We start from the raw sequence: 17,625 nt of genomic DNA, 5'->3' as shown, positions 1-17,625 counted from the left end.
GGAATAATCCTTGTGTTTTCAGATGGAAAGACAGCAAGACGTAAAGTTGTCCGGATGTGAGGATGGCTATATCCGCATAAAGTGCTGCAAAATTAGCCGATTTCGTCGGGTGAGTAAGACCTGATATGCAAATGGCAGATAATTATTGCTGATATTCATCTAAATGCTTTTCACCCGCCAGTTCGCTGCTTATTCCTGAGCATTATAAGAAATTCTTTTTTGGTCATTTAAAAGCTGATAACGGCTGTTTACTATCTTTTGGACATCCATACTGCTAAACCGCTATAAGCGAAACGGATAACGAATAAGAATGATTGTACTCAGCAATATTTCGAAGGTTTTTGACAACGGGAAACAGGCGCTGACAGCCGTTGATAACGTCAACCTGACGATAGAGCAGGGACAGATTTACGGGATCATCGGTTACAGCGGGGCCGGGAAAAGTACGCTGATCCGTCTGCTAAACGGTCTGGAAAAGCCCAGCGCCGGCAGCGTCACCATTAACGGTCAGGATATCTCCGCCGCTAAGGGAGAAGCGCTGCGTCAGGCACGCCTGAAAATCAGCATGGTGTTCCAGCACTTTAATCTGCTCTGGTCGCGCACGGTGAAGGAAAACATCGCCTTTTCAATGCAAATTGCCGGTGTGCCAAAAGCGCAAATTCAGGCTCGCGTTGCCGAGCTGGTGGAGCTGGTCGGCCTGAAGGGGCGCGAGAATGCCTACCCATCCCAGCTGAGCGGCGGGCAAAAACAACGTGTGGGCATTGCCCGCGCGCTGGCCAATCATCCGGACGTACTGCTGTGTGACGAAGCCACCTCGGCGCTGGATCCGCAGACCACCGATCAGATCCTCGATCTGCTCCTGGACATTAACCGTCGCTTTAACCTGACCATCGTACTCATTACGCATGAGATGCACGTGGTGCGCAAAATCTGCGACCGCGTGGCGGTGATGGAAAACGGCAAGGTGGTGGAAGAGGGGGACGTGCTGAGCGTGTTTACGCATCCGCAGCAGCCGATCACCCGGCAGTTTGTCCGCCAGGTGAGCCAGTACGCGGAGGAAGAGACCTTCAATACCGAACTGGCAAACGATCTGGAAGGCACGGTGATCAGGCTGACCTTCACCGGGCACAGCACGCACAGGCCGATCGTCGGTGAACTGACCCTGCGCTACGGCCTGCCGTTTAACATCCTGCACGGCAAAATGACGCAAACCGCCCACGGTGTTTTCGGGCAGCTCTGGGTGCACGTGGTGGCATCGGACGAACAACTGAACAATATCCTCGCCGACCTGAAGCAAAGCGATATTGAAGGCGAGGTAATCAAGCATGGCTGAAGAACTCTTTCCGCACCTGAAGTGGGATCAGCTTTGGGCTGCAACCCAGGAGACGCTTTACATGACCGCGCTTTCCGGCGTGGCGACGTTTGTCCTGGGGATCGCGCTCGGTCTGGCGCTGTTTTTAACCGCCCGCGGCGGGTTATTCCACAACCGCACGGTCTACAGCGTGATGTCGATTGTGGTGAACGTGTTCCGCTCGATTCCGTTCATCATTCTCATCGTTCTGCTGATCCCGTTCACCAAGACCGTTGTGGGGACCATTCTCGGCGCTAACGCTGCGCTGCCCGCCCTGATTGTGGGCGCGGCGCCGTTCTACGCCCGTCTGGTCGAGATTGCCTTGCGAGAAGTAGACAAAGGAGTCATTGAGGCCACGCGTTCGATGGGCGCGCGGCTGAGCACGTTAGTGTTTCGGGTTTTATTGCCGGAATCTTCACCCGCACTGGTTTCAGGTATGACGGTGACGCTGATTGCGCTGGTGAGCTACAGCGCAATGGCAGGGGTGATAGGTGCCGGCGGTTTGGGAAATCTGGCTTATCTGGAAGGATTCCAGCGCAACCATGGTGACGTCACGCTGGTGGCAACGGTGACCATTCTGATCATCGTGTTCATTATCCAGTTCTGCGGCGATGCCATTACTTCACTGTTAGATAAACGCTAATAAATACACACAGGAACCACATCATGAAAAAGACACTGACACTGATCGCCGCCGCAACCCTGAGTGCCCTGAGCTTTGCCTCCTGGGCGGACACGCTCACCGTGGGGGCGTCCAACACCCCGCACGCGGAAATTCTGGAGCAGGCTAAGCCGATTCTGGCGAAGCAGGGGATCGATCTGGAGATTAAACCGTTCCAGGATTACATTCTGCCAAACACGGCGCTGGCGGGGCATGACATTGACGCCAACTATTTCCAGCACATCCCTTACCTGAACAGCGTCCTGAAAGATCATGCGGGCGATAAGGATTATGATTTTGTCAGTGCGGGCGCAATCCACATTGAGCCGATCGGTATCTATTCGAAAAAATACAAATCGCTGAAGGATCTGCCGGAAGGCGGCAAAATCATCATGCGTGATGCGGTTTCCGAGGAAGGGCGTATTCTCTCCATCTTCGAAAAAGAGGGCGTGATCAAGCTGAAGCCAGGCATCGATAAAGTGACCGCGCGCATCAGCGATATCGTGGAGAACCCGAAAAAGCTGCAATTCACCCCTAACGTCGAGGCATCTCTGCTGCCGCAGATGTACAACAACGACGAAGGTGCTGCGGTGGTGATCAACGCCAACTACGCAATTGATGCCGGTCTGGATCCGGTGCACGATCCAATTGCGGTTGAAAGCGGTGAGAATAACCCGTACGCCAACATCATTACCGTTCATCGCGGTGACGAGAAGAAGAAGGATATCGTCGCGCTGGTGAACGTGCTGCACTCCAAAGAGATCCAGGACTGGATCCGCACCAAATACAAAGGCGCGGTCATCCCGGTAAACAACTAATCTCCTGATTTTCCAGACGAAGCCCGGCGAACTACACGCCGGGCTTCTTTTTTGTATCCAGCCGACGAATGATTTAAGCTGACGGTTTAGGGCAACGGAGTGATGGCAATGGGCAATGTGACCAAAGACGAAGCGCTTTACCAGGAGATGTGTCGGGTGGTAGGCAAGGTCGTTCTCGAAATGCGTGATTTAGGGCAGGAGCCGAAACATATTGTCATTGCGGGCGTTCTGCGTACCGCGCTGGCGAACCAGCGCGTTAAGCGCAGTGAGTTGACCACCAAAGCGATGGAAACGGTGGTTAAAGCGCTGGCCGGCTGACGCGCCAGCGCTTCGCGAGCAGCTCAAGCGAGCAGCAGAGCAGGTAATAGATTACACCCGTGAAGATAAAAATGGCCGCCGGGTAAATTTGCACCCGGTTGTTGATCTGTCCCGCCACCGTGGTCAGTTCAGGAACGTTCACGATAAACGCCAGCGACGTATCCTTCAGCAGGCTGATAAAAATCCCCACCAGCGACGGCAGAATATTTCTCAGCGCCTGCGGCAGCAGCACGCGCCACAGCGTTTGCTGCGTACTGAACCCTTGAGAAAGCGCGGCCTCATTCTGGCCCGACGGCAGAGCTCTCAGTCCGGCTAACACCGAATGCATCACCGCAGCCGCGGTAAACCAGGCCAGCGCCAGCGTGACGGTCGTCGCGCCCGGGAGATCCCTGCCGGTTATCAGTGGCAGCAGATACCACATCCAGAATATCACGAAGATCAGGGGGATCCCGCGAATCAACTCTGCCCACGCAAACAGCGCACTGCGCACCACGCCGGGATAGCGCCAGGCGACGCAAGCCAGCACAATCCCGCCGGGCAGGGCAAGCGCGGCGGCGCCTGCGGCCATCAGCAGTGAGAGCAGTACGCCGCCGGGTTCTCCCGCAGCCGCACGTCCCCAAAGCAGATAATCCAGGTTTTCGACAATAACGTTAAATCCGGGGATCATGATATTTCCTCCCTGAATGGGGGCCGAGGCGCACCAGCACGCTTCCCGTCACCATCCCGGTAAGCAAGTAGAGCACCGTACCGACGGTGAAGGCTTCCAGTGCATGGGCGTTGTAACTTTCTATCTGGCGGACCTGGTAGGTCAGTTCGGCGAAGCCAATCCCGCTCGCGAGCGAGGAGAGCTTCATCAGGTTAAGGTACTGGCCGACGACGGGCTGCCACGCGTTAGCGAGCCCCTGTGGCAGAAGAATGTAGCGAAACAGACGCCATGAGGAAAATCCCTGAGCGAGCGCCGCCTCCCGTTGCCCGGCAGGTACGGAACGCAGCCCCGATTCCACTTCTTCAATTAAAAACGCCGAGGTAAAGACGCCTAACCCCCAGGCGGAGCATAAAAACTCTGGCGTAAACCACCAGACGTCACCGGGTAAAATGGACCAGCTGTGGTCTGCGTTCACCGCGTCACGCAGCCCCTGCGGCAACCCGTTCCAGGCGGCGAAATACCAGAACAGCAGCTGTACCAGCAGCGGCGTATTGCGAAACAGCGATACCCAGCCGCTGACGATCAATATCCCGAAACTTCCCCCGGAAAGCCGCAAAAGCATAAAGAACAAGGCGAGCAGGCTGGCCAGCATAATCCCCGCCAGCGTCACCCACAGAGTGGTGAGAAATCCGGAGAGGATCCAGTGCAGGGGCTGTCCGGCCAGCACCCCCTGCCAGTCCAGAGCGGGCATTACAGTTGCTCCTGATGCAGCGGATCCAGCACTTTTTGCAGGAAACGCCTCGCACGGGGATGCGACGGTTGATTGAAAAATTGCGCCGGGGGCGCGGTTTCCAGAATTTTTCCGCCGTCGATAAAGACGATTCGATCGGCAATTTCCCGGGCGAACTGCATCTCATGGGTAACGACAATCATAGTGATCCCGCTGTGGGCGAGGGTTTTCATCACAAACAGCACTTCGCCAATCATTTCCGGGTCGAGTGCCGACGTCGGCTCGTCAAAGAGAATGATTTGCGGCGACGAGGCCAGAGCACGGGCAATCGCCACGCGCTGCTGCTGTCCGCCGGAAAGTTCAGCGGGGAAGCGGTGCGCCTTCTCCAGCATGCCGACCTTCTCCAGCAGCGCCAGCGCGCGCTCCTGGGCGGGCAGGGGTTTCCAGCCGTGAACGTGCTCCAGTGCCAGGGTGATGTTCTGACTGGCGGTAAGGTGGGCATAGAGATTGAACTGCTGGAACACAAACCCGACGCGGCTGCGTAACTGACGTAGCCTGCTGCCGGAAAGCTGTCCGGTCGGCTTGTGGTCGATCAGAATCTCCCCGCCGCTCAGGCTCTCAAGCTGGTTGATAAGCCGAATCAGGGTCGATTTTCCGGAACCCGAAGGGCCGAGAATGGCAACCACTTCACCCGGCATGATGGTGAGGTTAATGTCGGTTAAAACCGGATGGTCGCCGTAGCGTTTGTCCACATGGCGAAACTCAACGCTGGCCTGTTCCAGACGTGAAAAATCCGCGGCATTGGCCGCGGAGCGTGAAAATAAACCTGAGAGCATATTACCGGGCTTCTATTTTAAAGTTACGAGGCTGTGGAGCTGGGGTGCCTGGACCGAACCAGACGTCATAGATTTTTGCCGCCTGGCCGTTTTTCTCCAGGGTTACCAGCTCATCGTTAACGGCTTTCAGCAGCGCCGTTTCACCCTTTTTCACCCCCACGCCAATCTCTTCTTTACTGAGCAGGTCGGGCAGGATTTTGAAGTCGGCTTTATCCGGCGCCTGCGCCAGCAGACCGGCCAGAATGGTGCTGTCCTGGGTAATGGCCTGCACGTTGCCATTGCGCAGTGCCGTCAGCGCCAGCGGAATATCATCATAAGAGAGGACGCGGGACTGCGGAAAACGCTGGTGCAGCGCCTGTTCACCCGTCGTACCTTTTACGGCGCCAATGCGTGCCCGGCTATAGTCATCAAGCTTGTCCGGTGATTTTGCCGGAACCAGGAACTGCTGGCCGGTGACAAAGTAAGGCGTTGAGAAATCAATGACCTGTGCGCGTTCCGGAGTGATCGTGATATCCGCCACGATGAGATCCGCTTTTCCGGACTGTAGCAGCGGAATACGGTTAGCCGGATTGGTGGCGACCAGTTCAAGCTTTACGCCGAGCGATTTCGCCAGCGCTTTGGCGAAGTCCACGTCGTAACCCACTATCTCATGCGTTTTGGCATCAATCGAGCCAAAGGGTGGATTGGCATCAAACGTGGCCACTTTCACCACGCCTGCTGCCTTGATATCCGCCAGCCGATCGGCCTGCGCCTGCGCTGAAACCAGGCCCCAGGCTGCCACTAATCCCAGAACCTGCGCCCGTTTTTTAAACCCTTTCATTTTTGCAGCCATAGTCATACGCCATCCCGTTGTTTTTGTTTTACCCCGTTACGCTCCCATAAGGGAAAGCTATCGCCAAATAAGAAATCGTTCTTTGCTATGAGAAAAAAAGCATGAGTGAACAAGGTGTTAAAGAAGAGAGCAGACGGCGGGGCGCTATTTGCAGATCCTGCACATCGACAGTGGATTTTGATATTTCCCCCGGGCGCAATTTGGGTGTTTAACTGAGGACAGGTTAAGCGAGAAGGGTAATGACGATGAAAAAATGGATAAGCACGTTACGGCGGTTATTTGCGCCCCGACCAATGAATGCGGAGAACAGCGCGCAACGTGTTCTTGAGTCAATACTACCTGTCGCCAGCCTGTATGGCGTGGACGTAGCCAACATCGACCCGGAGTGGTTCCATGATAAAACGTCACGCTGAACTGCGCCGGACGCGCGAAATGTACTGGAATGAGCTGTGCGTGGTGTCTGTAAAGCGAGGATGAAGGGAAAAATACCCAGGCTAATCCTCGGTAAATGATGGCCGTTTTGTTACCACTATCTCCTTTCACAGATGGAGATAATAATGAAACGGACAGTATTAACCCCCGCGCTTTCTGCCTCCGCACTTCTGCTTACCATGCAGGCGGTACACGCTGGTCCACAGGCGCATGTTGTATGCAGTTATTCCCACACCCTCGGCGATGATGCCATTATGATGTTCGGCATGCCCAATGAGGCTATGCTGCACGATTTTTTTGGTAACGTGCACGCGGATGCTTACTCCAGCCGTGAATCTCTGCGTACCCAGGAAAAGACCACCTGCGATAACAAAGCAGACAGCTCGGCCTACTGGGCTCCGTCGCTAAAATTGCCGGACGGAACGGTAGTCAAACCCGCCTATCAAAAAACCTATTATCAGGCATCGAACGTTGACGCCTGGCCGCTTCATCCGTTTCCGCCGGGGCTGTCGCTGCTGGCGGGCGATCATCATGGCACCGCGCCAAATCCGCATATCACCTTTTTATGCGCCAATGGTAAGGGCTATACCACCAGAACGGGTGAAGTCTGCGGCTTACGCAAGGCGAAGGATGCCGTGCAGTTTAATATCGGCATTCAGTTCCCGAACTGCTGGGACGGGGTCAACCTGAAGCCCGCCCACGGCCTGGCTAACGCCACCTACGATACGAAAGGACAGTGTCCGTCCGCCTTCCCGGTGAAGATCCCGACGGTGAACATGAATATTGCGTACGTGCTTCCGACAATTAGCTCTCTGGATACCAGCAAAGTCCAGCTTTCCCTCGACCCCATCATGCATGGCAGTGAGCGTGAAGAGCGGTGGGGGAGCCTGTATACGGCGCATGCTGACTTCATGAACGGCTGGACGGAAGATGCCGCGCGATTTATGACCGACCTGTGCATGAACCGGGGAATGGATTGCGGCACCACCGTGCCGTATGGTTATTCAAAAGCGAAGGCTAACGTCTGGCTCAGCAGCATGGAACCGGCACTTTCACAGCCCGATCCCCAGGTCTTACTGGTGCAGGATAACTGGAAGAACGGTGGACGCACGAAAAACAGCGAAACATTGTCGCTGGTGAAGTTCAACATCCCTCCGCTGCCTGTCGGACAGGATCCTGCCAAGTTTAAATACCGCGTGAGAATTTATGGCGGGAAAGTGGAAACTGACGGCGCGGATCAAATCTTCTTCTATCCGGCGAGTAACGACTGGGAACCGGCCACCGTGAGCTGGCAGTCACGACCGTCCTGCAACTATCGCTCGGATGCGGTGGTGTACCTGAACCAATCCCGGGAATACCGGATGGTGGACGTGGATAAAGCGGTGCGCAAGGCGCTGGCAGAAGGGAAAACCGACATTTCGTGGTATATCGGCGGCGATCGTCAGGGAAATCACTATCAGTTTGAGACGGGGTCATCTCCCCAAAGCCTGATCCTGATGCTGACCGGGTTTAGCAAAACGCCGGAGATCTGATAGCGGGTAGCAAAAGGCATTCATAAAAAAAAGCACCGGGGAGCCCGGTGCTTTTTCTTCAGATCTTGCAGGCATCGCCGCAGTCGTCATCGGCGACAATCGCCTGAGCTTTTTTATCCGCATCGTCGAGACGTTCAGCGTTGCGCTCTTCTGCTTCATCCAGCCCGTTAAAGACTAAGTTATCGAGATCAATTTCCATGTGCCACCTGCGTTATTAAGTTTTTGATACTGGCATAGTATAAGTCAAAAAAAGCGGGCCAGGCACCCCTCAGCACATATGGATAATCCCTGCCATACTCAGTGATTTATTGCTGAGGAAAGCCGATGATTACACTCTGTAAAACCTGCGGTACCGCTTACGATAAACAGCCCAAAAACTGCCCGATTTGCGACGATGAGCGCCAGTATGTCCCGGTGACGGGCCAGACATGGACGGACTTCGACAGCCTTACGACCACGCACACCAACAAATGGCAACAGCTGGAGCCGCAGCTGTTCAGCATCAAAACTGTTCCCTCTTTTGCCATCAACCAGCGGGCGCTTCTGCTGCGTACGCCACAGGGCAATGTTCTGTGGGACTGCATCGCCAATCTTGACCCGGCGACCAGAGCCTTAGTTGACGCGCTCGGGGGGATCAGCGCGATCGCGATTTCGCACCCGCATTACTACACCACCATGCAGGAGTGGGCCGCGGCGTTTAACGCACCGATCTACCTGCACGCCAGCGATCGGCAGTGGGTGATGCGTGACAGCCCGGCGATACGCTTCTGGGAGGAGGACGCCCTGGAGATTATGCCTTTGGTGACTCTTCTGCGGCTGGGCGGGCATTTTGCCGGCGGCACGGTGCTGCACTGGCAGTCAGGCGACGGCGTGCTGCTGGCCGGTGATATTTTGCAGGTTACGCCCGGTAAGGACGCCGTGTCGTTTATGTGGAGTTATCCGAATATGCTGCCGCTGCCTGCCCGCACCGTTGAGTCGGTGATTGGTCGACTGACAGGGAAAACGTACCAGCGCCTGTACGGGGCCTTTGAAGGGCAGAACATCCCGGCGAACGCGGATGAGATCGTGCAGCGGTCGGGCCAGAAATATATTGCTTGTCTCGGCTAAGGCGCGGTGGTTAAATTTTACGAGTGTGATCGCGATCATACCTAAACTAAAACAGATAAAAGAGAAATGGCTATGCAACATATCATTGAAGGTTTTCTCAGCTTTCAAAAAGAGATTTTCCCGCAACGTAAAGAGCTTTTTCGTAGTTTAGCGTCCAGCCAGAATCCCAAAGCGCTGTTCATCTCCTGCTCCGACAGCCGTCTGGTTCCGGAACTGGTTACGCAACAGGAGCCAGGACAGCTCTTTGTCATTCGAAACGCGGGCAACATTGTGCCTCCGTTCGGGCCGGAGCCTGGCGGTGTCTCTGCGACCATCGAATATGCTGTTGTTGCCCTGGGCGTGACCGATATCGTTATTTGCGGCCACTCCAACTGCGGCGCAATGAAGGCGATTGCTGACAACGCCGATCTGGAGCCGATGCCGGCCGTTTCCCACTGGCTGCGCTATTCTGATGCGGCAAAAGCGGTGGTTGAGAAGAAAACATGGGATAAGCCAATCGATAAGGTGAATGCGATGGTGCAGGAGAACGTCTTTGCGCAGCTGAGCAATATCAAGACCCATCCGTCGGTGGCGGTAGGCCTGCGCAACAACGCCATTCGCCTGCACGGCTGGGTATATGACATCGAAAGCGGCAAAATCCTTGCCCTGGACAAGAACACTAAATCGTTCGTGTCGCTGTCGGAAAACCCGGACGTCTTCTTCGAGTAACCCGACCCCGCAGGGCAGGGAAGCTCTGTTAAAATTCCATGAATGGTAACTTCCTTCGCACGCCCGACGCAGGTTTTCCAGCCGCTTTCGCCATCGCTTTACCAATTTCAGCGCACTCAGACAAACCCTGAACAAAGGGATGATCGTGCATCAGCCAGGGGATCGCCCCAAAAGCGATGCGCCCCCGCAGTGATGCAGGCGCCAGCAACGTATAGTCTTCCCCCACGTCCGGGACGTCATCGCCGGTTTCCGCAAGCTGTTTACGCAGGGTGGGGAAGGGAATGTCCTTGTTTCTGAGTGGCTTTTGCCCGCGCGCATCAATAAACACGTCGAAGCGGTAACGCTTTTCTGCCGTGGTGATGACGGTCTGATCGCTGCCGATATCCAGGTCGTAATTATCACCGAGTGCGACCACGCTAATGATCCCTGCCTCGCGCAGCGCCAGTAAACGGCGGATAGACTGCGGTGGAATGGCGGCATAATTATCGATAAACACACGCTCCAGCCCGGATTTAAACCGCTCTCTGTCACGCTCACTGAGTGAAGGGACGATGGCCTGAACCACTTCATGCAGACGAAGCACGGTATAGCGCCAGGCAACGGTGCGTTTTTCGCGCTTGTTGCGCTCCACTTCTTTCAGATTCGCTTCGGCCCAGGTGAAAGGGCCATGCTTTTTACGATCCTCAAACCAGACATCACGAAGCGTGTCGGCATTCAGCGTACCGAGCGATATCGCCTGGCACCAGCGCGGATCGGCCAGCTCGAGCTCTTTCACCATCAGCGCAAAGATGCGGTCAAGCAGCCCGTCCGGGCCTTTGGCGATTTCACTTTCCGCCACAGACTCCGTTAACACGGACAGCGGTTCATAAGGGATAGGGCAGTAAAAGTCGGCCTCCGGCAGAACGCCCGTGCGGGACATCAGCGTGATTTTTAGCCCTTCGCTGCCTTTATTGACAACGAACTGCTCCCCGCTAAACCGGCCATGCTGCATCACAACCGCCATTGCAGCGTCCAGCCCGCTGAGGGAGGTACCCATGATCCCCACCTCACAGGCTCGGACCTCCGCGTCCATCAGCCCCGACCATGGGCTTGGGAAATATGCGCGGGTGGTTTCATCTTCATCAGGCCAGACGTGGCCGGTGGCGACTACCGCAAGATCAAACCGTCTTGAGAAAGGGGCATTGTTCACTGAAAGGGCCACGCCGTCTGCATCAGCCTTAATATCTGTGACTTCTGCGTTGGGGTGCACCTCGACATGAAAGCCCGACTTTTTCGCCTCAGCAACGACGGCAAGAAACCGATCGTGAAAATATTCACCCAACAGAATACGCGGCAGGAATTGCCGGTCGTGCAGTTTCTCACTATCGACGTTATAGCGGGCAAGATGGGCCGCACTCTGCTGTTTGAGCCAGTCGAGGTAGGTAATAAAAATGGGCGGGATTTCGATACTGGCGATGTTCGCCAGCATCAGCCGGGAATTATCCTCGTCGCTGTAGGGCATCCCGACACCGGGTTGGTCTGCCTTTTCGAACACGGTGATCGAAAGCGGTGCTGCGTTGTTAAGAAGTGAGTAAAAGGTATAAATCCCTGTTGGACCTGAGCCGATAATGGCGATTTTTTTCATCGAAAGCGTTCCTGCATTTCTGAACCATAAAATAAGCGTAGCAGGAGAAAGGTTAAATCATTCAATGAAGGAAAAAATTAAGACGTTTTGAAGAGGGGATGTTGCGCCCCTTCCTGAACTTATGGGAAGGTCAATTCAATTGACCCTGGCTGATTAGATATGATTCTGCCTGATTTCTGAAAGGAAAGACTGTTTGGTCCCAGGTTTAACGATTATCTGTATGTGATGGGGGTTAAAAAGTACGGTAACTTCGCCGGCGGGCTTGACCTGCACAGCGTCAGTGAGGAGAACCAGCTGATTTTATCAGGAGAATTCTCCATCTTACGGTCAGTGTACTTTTTAACATGCAGGCTGATGCCGCCCGTGGAAGACAGCCCTGCTCGGGCTCAAAAGGTGGCATAGCACACTGTACATCGGATGGTCGTTTTGTCTGCAATGACGGAAGTCTGAGCCAGTCGAAGCGATTCTGTTCATGTTATGGTGCCTCCGAACTGCCCCGGCAGGTAAAACCCTCCCCCTCCGCCAGGCAAGCGCAGACGAAAAAGAAAACAGCCGTGAAAGGCCAGGAGCAGCGTGTTGGAGAAAACAATGCGCAGTTCGATACACAACCGCGGCAACCTACATGCGCCCTTCTCTATATGGCCAACAAGCCCGGATTCACCCATTTACCCGTTTGTTCAGGAAATCAGTATTAATCCGCCAGTGTAAACGTTCTTTGTCTGTTATTCGAACTGATAAGACGCTTGCAGGTGGAAACCCACCTGAACGCGCTGGGCGACCTGTTACAGCGTCTGGCATTAAATCATGCCGTTCGCACCTTCCGGCTACATGGCGAACTTACTGCATGGCTGGCGTTTATGTTTTCTGCATGATTGATAAAAGGGAGGGAAAATGATGACCAGGGCTGAAGAGTTTTGTCGTTCCTGAAATGTGAACACTGGCAGATGGATGCGCACGCATCGCTCAAAAAACGATCTTTTTCAGGCGGATACTGAGATCAGAAAAGCATATGACCTTGAACAGTAATCACAATGACTGGAGGGATATGCTAATGAAGCGACAAGATATAAACGCATTAAAGAATTTTGATTTTCTGGCACGCAGTTTTGCCCGTATGTACGCCCTGGGCCAGCCAGTTGATATCGATGCCGTGACCGGCAATATGAGTAATGAACAGCAGGCATGGTTCCGGGAGCGATATGACCACTACCGAAAGCAGGCTGAGCGGGCGAGAGTGATAGAACTGCGATGATGTAACGAATAACGGGCTTAACGGCCCGTTGCGTTTTTTAGGTTCCAGATACATTTTGCAGGCTCCTGAGGTTGAAATATTGTGCGGTAACCTCATATAGAAAGCGGGTAAGGAATACCTGCCCGTAAGACATGAACTTTTTGAATATTCTTTTTTACTGTTCAGGAGGTACATGATGACTCTGAGAGCTTTTCCCATGTTGAACGATCTCTCCGACTCTCTGTTTGCGGACCGTTTTAACCGTATCGATCGCCTTTTTAGCCAGCTAACCGGCAGTACGCCGTTGCCCTCCACGCCTTCTTACAATATCCGGCGGGTGGGTGATAACCGCTATGAACTGACGCTGAGCGTGCCGGGCTGGAAAGAGAGCGAACTGGAAATTGAAACCGTTGGCGGTCAGCTGAATATCAGCGGTAAACGTGAAGAAGAGAAAACCGAAAACGGCGAAGAAGGGTGGATCCATCGGGGTATCAGCCGCAGCGACTTCCGGGCCAGCTATAGTCTGCCGGAGCATGTGAAAGTAACCGGCGCTTCGCTGGAAAACGGCTTGCTGACGATTGAATTACACCAGGATATCCCGGAAGAAGAGAAACCGCAGCGCATCGCCATCAACAACAACCCGGCGATTGAACATAAGCCGTAATCATTGATTGACGTTGTTTTCACGCCCGGCAAACGCCGGGCGTTTTGCTAACCTGATGGGGCTTATGCCATTCCGCTCTTTCGCGGCATGCGCGGGCTGGAGGTCACTTTCGATGTGCTTAAAAGGTTTGCTGCCTCTGCATGAGGCTGAACGGGAATGAAATGTGCGAGAAAACAGATTGGTGCGTCTGAATGGACTCGAACCATCGACCCCCACCATGTCAAGGTGGTGCTCTAACCAACTGAGCTACAGACGCAGAATGGTGCGTTCAATTGGACTCGAACCAACGACCCCCACCATGTCAAGGTGGTGCTCTAACCAACTGAGCTATGAACGCATTGTGTTGTCGGTGACAACGGGGACGAATATTAGCGGCACAGCCCCAAGGTGGCAAGAGGGAAAATGCATTTTTCTCTCTGATTTCACGCGATTGCTTCATTACCGCGCAAAGTGAAGAGAAAGTAGCCGCCAGCCGGCGGCTACTGTGTCATTAACGTGCAGCGCGCTGCAAAATTACCGCAGACGGCTGACGTTGCAGGAAGCGCATACGCAGCATCATCATAATGGCCGCAGACGTTAAGCCGATGATAAAGCCCATCCAGAATCCGGCTGGCCCCATGCGATCCACCACCAGATCCGTGAGCGCCAGAATGTACCCGCACGGCAGACCCAGCACCCAGTAAGCGATAAAGGTGATGAAGAAGATGGAACGCGTATCTTTATACCCACGCAGCACGCCGCTGCCAATTACCTGGATGGAGTCAGAGATCTGATAAATGGCCGCCAGCAGCATCAGATGCGAGGCCAGGGTCACTACCTCCGGGTTGTCGTTATAGAGCAGGGCAATTTGCTCACGCAACAGCACGGTAAAGAGCGCGGTACAGACTGCCATGCAGACGCCGACGCCGAGGCCGGTGCGGGCTGCCGTTTGCGCGTCCAGCGTCGAGCCTTGCCCCAGACGGAAGCCCACGCGAATCGTCACCGCGGCAGCCAGGGACATCGGCAGGACGAACATCAAAGAGCTGAAGTTCAGGGCGATCTGGTGTCCTGCGACATCAATAATCCCTAACGGCGAGACCAGCAGGGCGACGACGGCAAACAGCGTCACTTCGAAGAACAGCGCCAGCGCAATGGGTAACCCCAGCTGAATGAGACGGGTCATGAGCGTCCAGTCAGGTGCGCTGAACGAGGTGTCGTTACGAATGTCACGCATGGATCGCGCATGTTTAATGTAGGTGAGCATACAGCCGAACATCACCCAGTACACCGCAGCCGTTGCCACGCCGCAGCCCACGCCGCCGAGTTCCGGCATGCCAAAATGACCGTAAATGAAGATATAGTTCACGGGAATGTTCACCAGCAAGCCGATAAAGCCCATCACCATGCCCGGCTTGGTTTTTGCCAGCCCTTCACACTGGTTACGTGCCACCTGGAAGAACAGATAGCCGGGGGCGCCCCAGAGCAGGGCGCGCAGATAACCGACCGCCTTATCCGCCAGCGCCGGGTCGATATTATGCATGGCGCGAATAATATACCCGGCGTTCCACAGGACGATCATAATCAGGACGGAGACACCCCCGGCCAGCCAGAAGCCCTGGCGCACCTGATGCGCTACGCGGTCGCGTCGACCGGAGCCGTTAAGCTGCGCGATAACCGGCGTCAGCGCCAGCAGCAGGCCGTGACCAAAAAGAATGGCCGGAAGCCAGATTGAGGTTCCGATCGCCACGGCGGCCATATCGGTGGCGCTGTAACCACCGGCCATTACCGTATCCACAAATCCCATTGCGGTTTGGGCTACCTGCGCGACGATCACCGGTATGGCCAGTGCCAATAACTGACGCGCTTCGATCATATACTTCTGCACGTGAACACCTTTGTATTGTAGTTATTTGAGAGACTAAAAAGGCCGCCGTTACTGGCAGCAAGAAGAAAAAACAGAGGGATGCCAGCTATTGTAGCGGGGTTTAACTAATTATCTAGTGAAAAAATCGCCAGAAATTGCGCATCACTGGCAACCTGTTTTTTCAACTGTTATTGTGGTGGGATTATACGGTGTCATCGCCGTTCGGAATGAACAGGAGCTGTAAGCATGTTTACTGGTATTGTGCAGGGCACTGCCAAAGTGGTGTCCATTGATGAAAAACCGAATTTCCGCACTCACGTAGTTGAGCTGCCTGAATATATGCTCGACGGCATTGAAACCGGGGCGTCGATAGCGCATAACGGCTGCTGCCTGACGGTGACCGAAATTAACGGTAACCAGATTAGCTTTGATTTAATGAAAGAGACGCTGCGTATCACTAACCTGGGTGAGCTGGTGGTGGGAGATATCGTCAACGTGGAACGCGCGGCGAAATTCAGCGATGAGATTGGCGGGCATCTGATGTCGGGCCATATTATGACCACCGCAGAAGTGGCGAAAATCGTGACCTCGGAAAATAACCGTCAAATCTGGTTTAAGGTGCAGGATCCGTCATTAATGAAATACATCCTTTATAAAGGATTTATTGGCATCGATGGGATTAGTCTGACCGTCGGTGAAGTGACGCCAACGCGTTTTTGCGTGCATTTAATTCCTGAAACGCTGCAACGTACTACGCTTGGCGCAAAAAAACTGGGGCAGCGCGTAAATATCGAAATTGATCCCCAGACCCAGGCGGTCGTGGATACCGTTGAGCGCGTACTGGCGGCGAAAGAGGCGGCGATAATTAAAACCATGGAAGAAGAATAAAAAATAACCCCGGTTAACCGGGGTTATTTTTTCAGCGAGCCACACGCAAACCGTGCTCAATCCCACGACTAAACACCACCTGCCACAGCTGTATATCCCGCGCACGGAACGCGCCCGCACAGGCATTCAGATAATAGCTAAACATCCGTTTGAATCGTTCCGAATAGTTGTCGGCGATTTCAGGCCATGCAGCCTGGAAACGTTCATGCCAGGCCATCAGAGTGGTGTCGTAATCTGCGCCGAAGTTATGCCAGTCTTCCACAATAAAATGCGGTTCGCTGGCGTTCGCAATCTGGCGAACAGAGGGTAAACAGCCATTCGGGAAGATATATTTGTTGATCCAGGGATCCACATTGTTATCGGTGCGTTTAGAGCCGATGGTGTGTAGCAGGAAAATTCCCTCAGGCTTCAGGTTACGATCGGCGACCTCGAAGTAAGTCTTGTAGTTCTTCGGCCCCACGTGCTCGAACATACCTACGGAAACAATGCGATCAAACTGCTCGTTCAGGTCGCGGTAGTCCTGAAGCCGAATATCAACATCCAGACCCAGACAGCGTTCCTGCGCCATCTTCTGCTGTTCAGCGGAAATCGTGACGCCGACTACGCTGACGCCGTAATTTTTCGCCATAAACCAGGCAAGACCACCCCAGCCACAGCCGATGTCCAGCACACGCATACCGGGCTGTAACTGCAATTTATCGCAGATCAGTTGCAGCTTGTCCTGCTGCGCCTCTTCCAGGGTCGTCGCTTTTTTCCAGTATCCGCAGGAGTACTGCATTAAAGGATCGAGTATACGGCTGAACAGATCGTTGCCCAGGTCGTAATGCTCTTTACCGACGATCCACGCCCGTTTTTTACTTTGAAGATTGAACAGGCGGGCGGAGGCAATACGTAAGGTATCTTTGAAATGACGAGGGAGCTGTTTTTCAAGACCGGCGCGTAATACGCTGGAGAAGAACATATCCAGCCGCTCACACTCCCACCAGCCGTCCATATAGCTTTCACCCAGCCCTAACGACCCCTCCTGTAACACGCGTTTGAAAAAATCGGGATGCTTTATCTGGGGATCGGAGGGGGATGAGCCATTAATCGTAATGCCCGCACGTCCCAATAGTTCACTGACGATCCGGGACCAGTTATCGTCCGGAACGCTGACTTCTTCTATACACGATGAACTCATAGCTTCTCCATCACCTTGCTGTGATCAGAACCTTAAAACAGCGTAGACGCTTTTTTGGTTTGTGAGAAATCTCACGGTAAATGCCCGCGAGGCTAATATCCGACGTAGAACAGAGGAAGGGAGATAACCCTTGCCGAAATGCCTTCCATGGTAAAACGGGAGCGCTCCGGCTCCCGTTAACACTTAATATTTATCGTATTTAATCGAACCAAATTTAGTATAGG

21 protein-coding genes and 2 tRNA genes are annotated in these 17,625 nt (G+C 54.1%); 13 read left to right on the top strand and 10 right to left on the bottom strand.

Going from position 1 to position 17,625, the window contains the following annotated elements:
• Window positions 1-310 precede the first annotated feature (310 nt).
• From ACOTYH_RS01175 to fumD, 4 genes are all read left to right on the top strand, one after another.
• Window positions 311-1,333, top strand: coding sequence for a methionine ABC transporter ATP-binding protein (locus ACOTYH_RS01175; RefSeq protein ID WP_017384622.1), 1,023 nt, complete (start codon window positions 311-313; stop codon window positions 1,331-1,333).
• The gene (locus ACOTYH_RS01170) at window positions 1,326-1,994 is read left to right on the top strand and encodes a methionine ABC transporter permease (RefSeq protein ID WP_017384621.1); all 669 of its coding nucleotides are present in this window, start codon (window positions 1,326-1,328) and stop codon (window positions 1,992-1,994) included. Before ACOTYH_RS01175 ends, ACOTYH_RS01170 begins: the two co-directional genes overlap by 8 nt.
• A gap of 23 nt (window positions 1,995-2,017) precedes the next feature.
• Window positions 2,018-2,830 (top strand): MetQ/NlpA family ABC transporter substrate-binding protein, encoded by an 813-nt coding sequence (locus tag ACOTYH_RS01165; RefSeq protein ID WP_003857677.1) that lies wholly within the window; start codon window positions 2,018-2,020, stop codon window positions 2,828-2,830.
• Between the two features lie 108 nt (window positions 2,831-2,938).
• Complete coding sequence (fumD, locus tag ACOTYH_RS01160; protein WP_003857676.1) at window positions 2,939-3,148, top strand: fumarate hydratase FumD; 210 nt, start codon at window positions 2,939-2,941, stop codon at window positions 3,146-3,148.
• Here fumD and ACOTYH_RS01155 read toward each other — a convergent pair.
• The 4 genes from ACOTYH_RS01155 to ACOTYH_RS01140 are packed head-to-tail and all read right to left on the bottom strand — an operon-like array spanning window position 3,129 to window position 6,192.
• Entirely contained in the window at window positions 3,129-3,815 is a 687-nt protein-coding gene (locus ACOTYH_RS01155; protein ID WP_015570700.1) for an amino acid ABC transporter permease, read from the bottom strand. The genes fumD and ACOTYH_RS01155 overlap by 20 nt on opposite strands.
• Window positions 3,799-4,545, bottom strand: a complete 747-nt coding sequence (locus tag ACOTYH_RS01150; RefSeq protein ID WP_063138750.1) for an amino acid ABC transporter permease — start codon at window positions 4,543-4,545, stop codon at window positions 3,799-3,801. Before ACOTYH_RS01150 ends, ACOTYH_RS01155 begins: the two co-directional genes overlap by 17 nt.
• On the bottom strand, window positions 4,545-5,360 hold the full coding sequence (locus ACOTYH_RS01145; RefSeq protein WP_015570698.1) for an amino acid ABC transporter ATP-binding protein: 816 nt from the start codon (window positions 5,358-5,360) through the stop codon (window positions 4,545-4,547). The genes ACOTYH_RS01150 and ACOTYH_RS01145 overlap by 1 nt, the downstream gene beginning before the upstream one ends.
• Before the next feature lies 1 nt (window position 5,361).
• Entirely contained in the window at window positions 5,362-6,192 is an 831-nt protein-coding gene (locus ACOTYH_RS01140; protein WP_044488997.1) for an ABC transporter substrate-binding protein, read from the bottom strand.
• A gap of 245 nt (window positions 6,193-6,437) precedes the next feature.
• Here ACOTYH_RS01140 and ACOTYH_RS01135 point away from each other — a divergent pair, with 245 nt between their 5' ends.
• Together ACOTYH_RS01135 and ACOTYH_RS01130 are read left to right on the top strand one after the other, a co-directional pair.
• Window positions 6,438-6,605 (top strand): hypothetical protein, encoded by a 168-nt coding sequence (locus ACOTYH_RS01135; RefSeq protein ID WP_032619795.1) that lies wholly within the window; start codon window positions 6,438-6,440, stop codon window positions 6,603-6,605.
• 144 nt (window positions 6,606-6,749) lie between these two features.
• Entirely contained in the window at window positions 6,750-8,156 is a 1,407-nt protein-coding gene (locus ACOTYH_RS01130) for a DUF1996 domain-containing protein (protein WP_063138751.1), read from the top strand.
• Between the two features lie 58 nt (window positions 8,157-8,214).
• On the opposite strand, the gene ACOTYH_RS01125 is transcribed toward ACOTYH_RS01130, so the two are convergent.
• Entirely contained in the window at window positions 8,215-8,355 is a 141-nt protein-coding gene (locus ACOTYH_RS01125) for a hypothetical protein (RefSeq protein ID WP_003857665.1), read from the bottom strand.
• Window positions 8,356-8,480: 125 nt separating this feature from the next.
• Between ACOTYH_RS01125 and ACOTYH_RS01120 the strand changes: the two genes are divergently transcribed.
• Window positions 8,481-9,263 (top strand): MBL fold metallo-hydrolase, encoded by a 783-nt coding sequence (locus ACOTYH_RS01120; RefSeq protein WP_160177016.1) that lies wholly within the window; start codon window positions 8,481-8,483, stop codon window positions 9,261-9,263.
• 72 nt (window positions 9,264-9,335) lie between these two features.
• Window positions 9,336-9,971: a carbonic anhydrase gene (locus ACOTYH_RS01115; protein ID WP_015570694.1), complete on the top strand. Its 636-nt coding sequence runs from the start codon at window positions 9,336-9,338 to the stop codon at window positions 9,969-9,971.
• A gap of 28 nt (window positions 9,972-9,999) precedes the next feature.
• Here ACOTYH_RS01115 and ACOTYH_RS01110 read toward each other — a convergent pair whose 3' ends face one another.
• Complete coding sequence (locus ACOTYH_RS01110; protein WP_160177015.1) at window positions 10,000-11,595, bottom strand: FAD-NAD(P)-binding protein; 1,596 nt, start codon at window positions 11,593-11,595, stop codon at window positions 10,000-10,002.
• A 344-nt stretch (window positions 11,596-11,939) separates the two neighbouring features.
• On the opposite strand from ACOTYH_RS01110, the gene ACOTYH_RS01105 reads away from it, so the two are divergent.
• The 4 genes from ACOTYH_RS01105 (at window position 11,940) to ACOTYH_RS01090 (ending at window position 13,490) form a co-directional block, all read left to right on the top strand.
• Entirely contained in the window at window positions 11,940-12,290 is a 351-nt protein-coding gene (locus tag ACOTYH_RS01105; protein ID WP_421637511.1) for a hypothetical protein, read from the top strand.
• Window positions 12,291-12,344: 54 nt separating this feature from the next.
• The gene (locus ACOTYH_RS01100) at window positions 12,345-12,467 is read left to right on the top strand and encodes a hypothetical protein (protein WP_265342447.1); all 123 of its coding nucleotides are present in this window, start codon (window positions 12,345-12,347) and stop codon (window positions 12,465-12,467) included.
• Between the two features lie 179 nt (window positions 12,468-12,646).
• The gene (gene glgS, locus ACOTYH_RS01095) at window positions 12,647-12,847 is read left to right on the top strand and encodes a cell surface composition regulator GlgS (protein ID WP_026080713.1); all 201 of its coding nucleotides are present in this window, start codon (window positions 12,647-12,649) and stop codon (window positions 12,845-12,847) included.
• Between the two features lie 172 nt (window positions 12,848-13,019).
• Entirely contained in the window at window positions 13,020-13,490 is a 471-nt protein-coding gene (locus tag ACOTYH_RS01090) for an Hsp20 family protein (RefSeq protein ID WP_077580095.1), read from the top strand.
• Window positions 13,491-13,669: 179 nt separating this feature from the next.
• On the opposite strand, the gene ACOTYH_RS01085 is transcribed toward ACOTYH_RS01090, so the two are convergent.
• The 3 genes from ACOTYH_RS01085 to mdtK all read right to left on the bottom strand — a co-directional run bounded on the left by ACOTYH_RS01085 (window position 13,670) and on the right by mdtK (window position 15,354).
• A tRNA-Val gene (locus tag ACOTYH_RS01085) sits at window positions 13,670-13,746 on the bottom strand.
• Window positions 13,747-13,750: 4 nt separating this feature from the next.
• Window positions 13,751-13,827: transfer RNA gene (locus ACOTYH_RS01080), tRNA-Val, on the bottom strand.
• Window positions 13,828-13,980: 153 nt separating this feature from the next.
• Window positions 13,981-15,354: an MdtK family multidrug efflux MATE transporter gene (mdtK, locus tag ACOTYH_RS01075; RefSeq protein ID WP_017384611.1), complete on the bottom strand. Its 1,374-nt coding sequence runs from the start codon at window positions 15,352-15,354 to the stop codon at window positions 13,981-13,983.
• A gap of 225 nt (window positions 15,355-15,579) precedes the next feature.
• Between mdtK and ACOTYH_RS01070 the strand changes: the two genes are divergently transcribed.
• Window positions 15,580-16,221: a riboflavin synthase gene (locus ACOTYH_RS01070; RefSeq protein WP_015570688.1), complete on the top strand. Its 642-nt coding sequence runs from the start codon at window positions 15,580-15,582 to the stop codon at window positions 16,219-16,221.
• A gap of 31 nt (window positions 16,222-16,252) precedes the next feature.
• Here the strand turns inward: ACOTYH_RS01070 and cfa are convergent, their stop codons facing one another.
• Window positions 16,253-17,401, bottom strand: a complete 1,149-nt coding sequence (cfa, locus tag ACOTYH_RS01065; protein WP_332945586.1) for a cyclopropane fatty acyl phospholipid synthase — start codon at window positions 17,399-17,401, stop codon at window positions 16,253-16,255.
• Between the last annotated feature and the right edge of the window lie 224 nt (window positions 17,402-17,625).

It is taken from the genome of Enterobacter cloacae complex sp. SHL001 (assembly GCF_049236825.1).
GTDB classification, from domain to species: Bacteria; Pseudomonadota; Gammaproteobacteria; order Enterobacterales; family Enterobacteriaceae; genus Enterobacter; species Enterobacter hormaechei_C.
Note: the sequence above shows the minus strand (reverse complement) of the source record. Positions and strands in the feature narration are given on the sequence as shown.